The organism is Pseudomonas sp. P4_C4 (assembly GCF_056402055.1).
Window position 1 is genome coordinate 1 of sequence record NZ_JBFUID010000126.1, and the last position, 3219, is coordinate 3219.

Sequence of the window (3219 nt, forward strand, 5' to 3'; positions counted from 1 at the left end):
GCCTGCGGCAGCTCCTACATGGAGATTGAGGTGTTAGCGCGGCATATACCCCAACTGCCAGCGCCGCGGGATCTTCAACGACAACACCCCGAGTCCGGCAGMCAGCAGGCCACTGGCAAACAACGCCTTGAGCCCCAGGTGGTGTTCCAGCACGGCACCGAGTACCGCGCCGGCGAACATGCCGGTCCAGGGGATCAGTTGCACGCGCCAGCCGTTACGACGCTCACCGAGCATCCAGCGGCCCAGCCCGCGGCCGAAACGCGACAGGGCGCCGGTGACGTAAGTCAGGCCCACCGGCAGGCCGTTCACTTCTTCCACCGCGGCGTTGAGCATTCCCATGGCGATGATCGCTGCCAGCAGTGCGGGCAGTTGCGCGTCGAAAGGCCAGGCCGCGGCGGCGCATAACAACGTGGCAATGCTCAGCAACAAGGGCAGGGCCCGGCGTCTGCCTAGCCGGCTGACGATAATGCCCAGCGCGTTGCCGACGATGAAGGTGGCGACGAGGATCACCAGGCGCAGGGTCAACCCAAGGTCGCCAGTACTGATGGCGACAGCCATCCGGGTGGTATTGCCGCTCATGAACGAGACGAAGTCGCCGCTGGCCATGAAACCGATGGCGTCGGTCATGCCGGCGAGCACCGAGAGCATGGCCACCAGGCTCAGGCCTATGCGCCCGCGCCATTTCTGCGTGTGCAAGTGACCGGGGCTGGCGTGGGTCCTGGCGGTGTTGGGCAGCATCGGCGATGGTATCCCTGAACAGTGCTTAGGGTTTTATCCCATTCAACTCGCAATATTCCAGCCAGTCCATGCCGGCCATTTCCGCCACTTCCCGGTGCACTTCCAGGCGCTGCGCTTCGTAATCCTGGGGTGTGGCGGTGGTTAACTGCAACGTCAGTTCCCAGGCGAACAACTTCTGGCGTTCTGCTTCAGCTTCAAACGCTTCGTGCAGCCGTTCCTCGCGATACTGAGCCGCCGTTTCACCCTTGGCCTGAGCCAACAGCGGGTTGAGGTGGTCGAGTTCTTCGCGCAACTCGGGGCGCGCCTCGAGAAACTTCTTGAGTGCTTGCTCATGCTGCAGTTCGGTTGCCGCCATGGTCGCTCCTTGATAACGGATTACGAGGATTGCTTCTTGCTGGCCTTGGCCGCTGCCGCCAGGCATTCGAGGGCAAACTGTTCGGTGTAGGTCATCTGGATCGGCGTGGTTTCGCCTTTGACGGTTCTTTCGCCGTCGAGGATGTAGCGAATCCGCTTGTCGGTGACGCCGATTCGCTTGGCTATCCAGGAAGGCGTCTGGCCGATCTGGCTGATCAGCTTGTCGGCATATTCAGTGCTCGGTTTGTAGAACTCGGCATTAGGTGTCATCAGGTTTCCAGTCAGGGGTGCGATGCAGCGTTAATGGCGCGACAGGGTGCGCGAATCGTCGCGCGCTGTCGCGGTATAAATGCAGTAAAGCAGAACGATACGGGCTGCCGGGGTGATAAAGTCCGCTTTTTCCCGATGAGTGAATGCAATGCGAATTCTGATGGTGGCGCTGGCCGTGACGTTGCTGGCCGGATGCGCCGGCTCGGCGATGAACGACGCCCGCACCAAGGCCCCGTACAAGACCCTGAACTCGGAAAAACCGGCAAAAGACGTCGCCCAGTGCGTGCAGTTTTCCTGGCAGGACGAGGCCGTGTTCGGCGTCGATGCCGCTGCCTATTTGCAACCAGGGGATAAGGGCGGCACGACCGTTTACACCCGTTCGGCGGAGTCCTTCGTCGACGTGACCACCGATGCCTCGGGCACGGTGTTGAGCTACTACGCACAGAAGGACGATTTCGTGGCCAAGCGCCGCTTGGCGGCGTTGGCGACTTGCCTGTGACCTGAAGGCTAACGCAAGTCCCCTGTGGGAGCGAGCTTGCTCGCGATAGCGGATTGTCTTCAACATTGATGCCGACAGACCTGACGCCATCGCGAGCAAGCTCGCTCCCACAGGGATTTGTGTGTGTCAGTAGCTCAGGCGCTTCTGGAAGAAAAAGTGCTTGTGCCCCGGCGGGTAGTCGGCAATGTGTCCGATCTCGCTGTAGCCGCATTTCTTGTAGAACTCCGGCGCCTGGAATTCAAAGGTGTCGAGCCACAGCCCGACGCAGCGTCGTTCCCGCGCCAGGTCCTCGGCCATCTGCATCAGTTTCGAACCCAGGCCCTGTCCCCGGGACTGTTCCGGCACCACCAGCAAGTCGATGTACAGCCACTGGTAAAACAATCGGCCATGCAGGCCGCCGAGGATTTCGTCGTTGTCGTCGCGCACCAGCAAGGCGATGTGCTCAGGCACGTTACCTTCGGCCTTCGAGCCGTTGTAGGCGCGCAGCGGTTTGAGGATGGCCTGGCGTTGTTCTTCCGTGGGGTTTTGCGACAGTTCGATACGCAGGTTCATGGCTATATCCATATGGCATTGAAGCCGCAGCCTATCCCGGTTGCAGCGATTGTTCCATCCCCGGAAAAGTTGAACCGTCGCCAAGGCGGCGCTTGCTTGAGGGGGCAAATGCTGTCCGTTTTCACTTAACATGTGGACCCTCAGACAAATAACAGGACGCGTTGTCATGTCGAACACAGCCGAGCGGGTCAACATCCTCGAGTCTCAGGTGTTGTCCCACGACTGGTACCTGCTCAGGAAAATCACCTTTGATTACCAACGCAACAACGGCGAGTGGCAACGCCAGACGCGAGAGGTCTACGACCGTGGCAATGGTGCGGCGATTCTGTTGTACAACCGCGAAAAGAGAACCGTGGTACTGACCCGGCAATTTCGCTTGCCGGTGTTCGTCAATGGCCACGATGGCCTGTTGATCGAAGTGGCGGCGGGGCTGCTGGAAGGCGCGGCGCCTGAAGACCGCATCCGCGATGAAGCCGAGGAAGAGACGGGTTACCGCGTGCACCATGTGCAGAAGGTGTTCGAGGCGTACATGAGCCCGGGTTCGGTGACGGAAAAGCTGCACTTTTTCATTGCCGAGTACGATGCGAAGTCGAAAGTCAGCGACGGTGGTGGACTGGAGGCGGAAACCGAGGAACTGGAAGTGCTGGAGTGGGCGTTCGAGGATGCGCTCGAAGCGTTTTACCGCGGCGAGATCTGCGACGCCAAGACCATCATGCTGTTGCAGTATGYGGCGATGAAACCCCTTTTCAATTAAACGCAATCTCCCGTAGGAGCTGCCGCAGGCTGCGATCTTTTGATCTTGCTTT

Annotated in this window: 6 protein-coding genes; 2 read left to right on the forward strand and 4 right to left on the reverse strand. The window is 60.0% G+C overall.

The window, feature by feature from the left end:
- Positions 1 to 33 precede the first annotated feature (33 nt).
- The 3 genes from AC1DXW_RS30810 to AC1DXW_RS30820 are packed head-to-tail and all read right to left on the reverse strand — an operon-like array spanning position 34 to position 1362.
- A complete protein-coding gene (locus AC1DXW_RS30810; RefSeq protein WP_477760896.1) occupies positions 34 to 738 on the reverse strand; it encodes a YoaK family protein in 705 nt (234 codons plus the stop codon).
- 25 nt (positions 739 to 763) lie between these two features.
- Positions 764 to 1093: a DUF6388 family protein gene (locus tag AC1DXW_RS30815; protein WP_477756587.1), complete on the reverse strand. Its 330-nt coding sequence runs from the start codon at positions 1091 to 1093 to the stop codon at positions 764 to 766.
- A gap of 20 nt (positions 1094 to 1113) precedes the next feature.
- A complete protein-coding gene (locus tag AC1DXW_RS30820; RefSeq protein WP_008015571.1) occupies positions 1114 to 1362 on the reverse strand; it encodes a hypothetical protein in 249 nt (82 codons plus the stop codon).
- A gap of 148 nt (positions 1363 to 1510) precedes the next feature.
- On the opposite strand from AC1DXW_RS30820, the gene AC1DXW_RS30825 reads away from it, so the two are divergent.
- A complete protein-coding gene (locus AC1DXW_RS30825) occupies positions 1511 to 1861 on the forward strand; it encodes a hypothetical protein (protein ID WP_414876178.1) in 351 nt (116 codons plus the stop codon).
- Positions 1862 to 1987: 126 nt separating this feature from the next.
- Here the strand turns inward: AC1DXW_RS30825 and AC1DXW_RS30830 are convergent, their stop codons facing one another.
- The gene (locus tag AC1DXW_RS30830; RefSeq protein ID WP_477756588.1) at positions 1988 to 2413 is read right to left on the reverse strand and encodes a GNAT family N-acetyltransferase; all 426 of its coding nucleotides are present in this window, start codon (positions 2411 to 2413) and stop codon (positions 1988 to 1990) included.
- 166 nt (positions 2414 to 2579) lie between these two features.
- On the opposite strand from AC1DXW_RS30830, the gene AC1DXW_RS30835 reads away from it, so the two are divergent.
- Positions 2580 to 3167 (forward strand): NUDIX domain-containing protein, encoded by a 588-nt coding sequence (locus AC1DXW_RS30835; RefSeq protein ID WP_477760897.1) that lies wholly within the window; start codon positions 2580 to 2582, stop codon positions 3165 to 3167.
- Positions 3168 to 3219 lie beyond the last annotated feature (52 nt).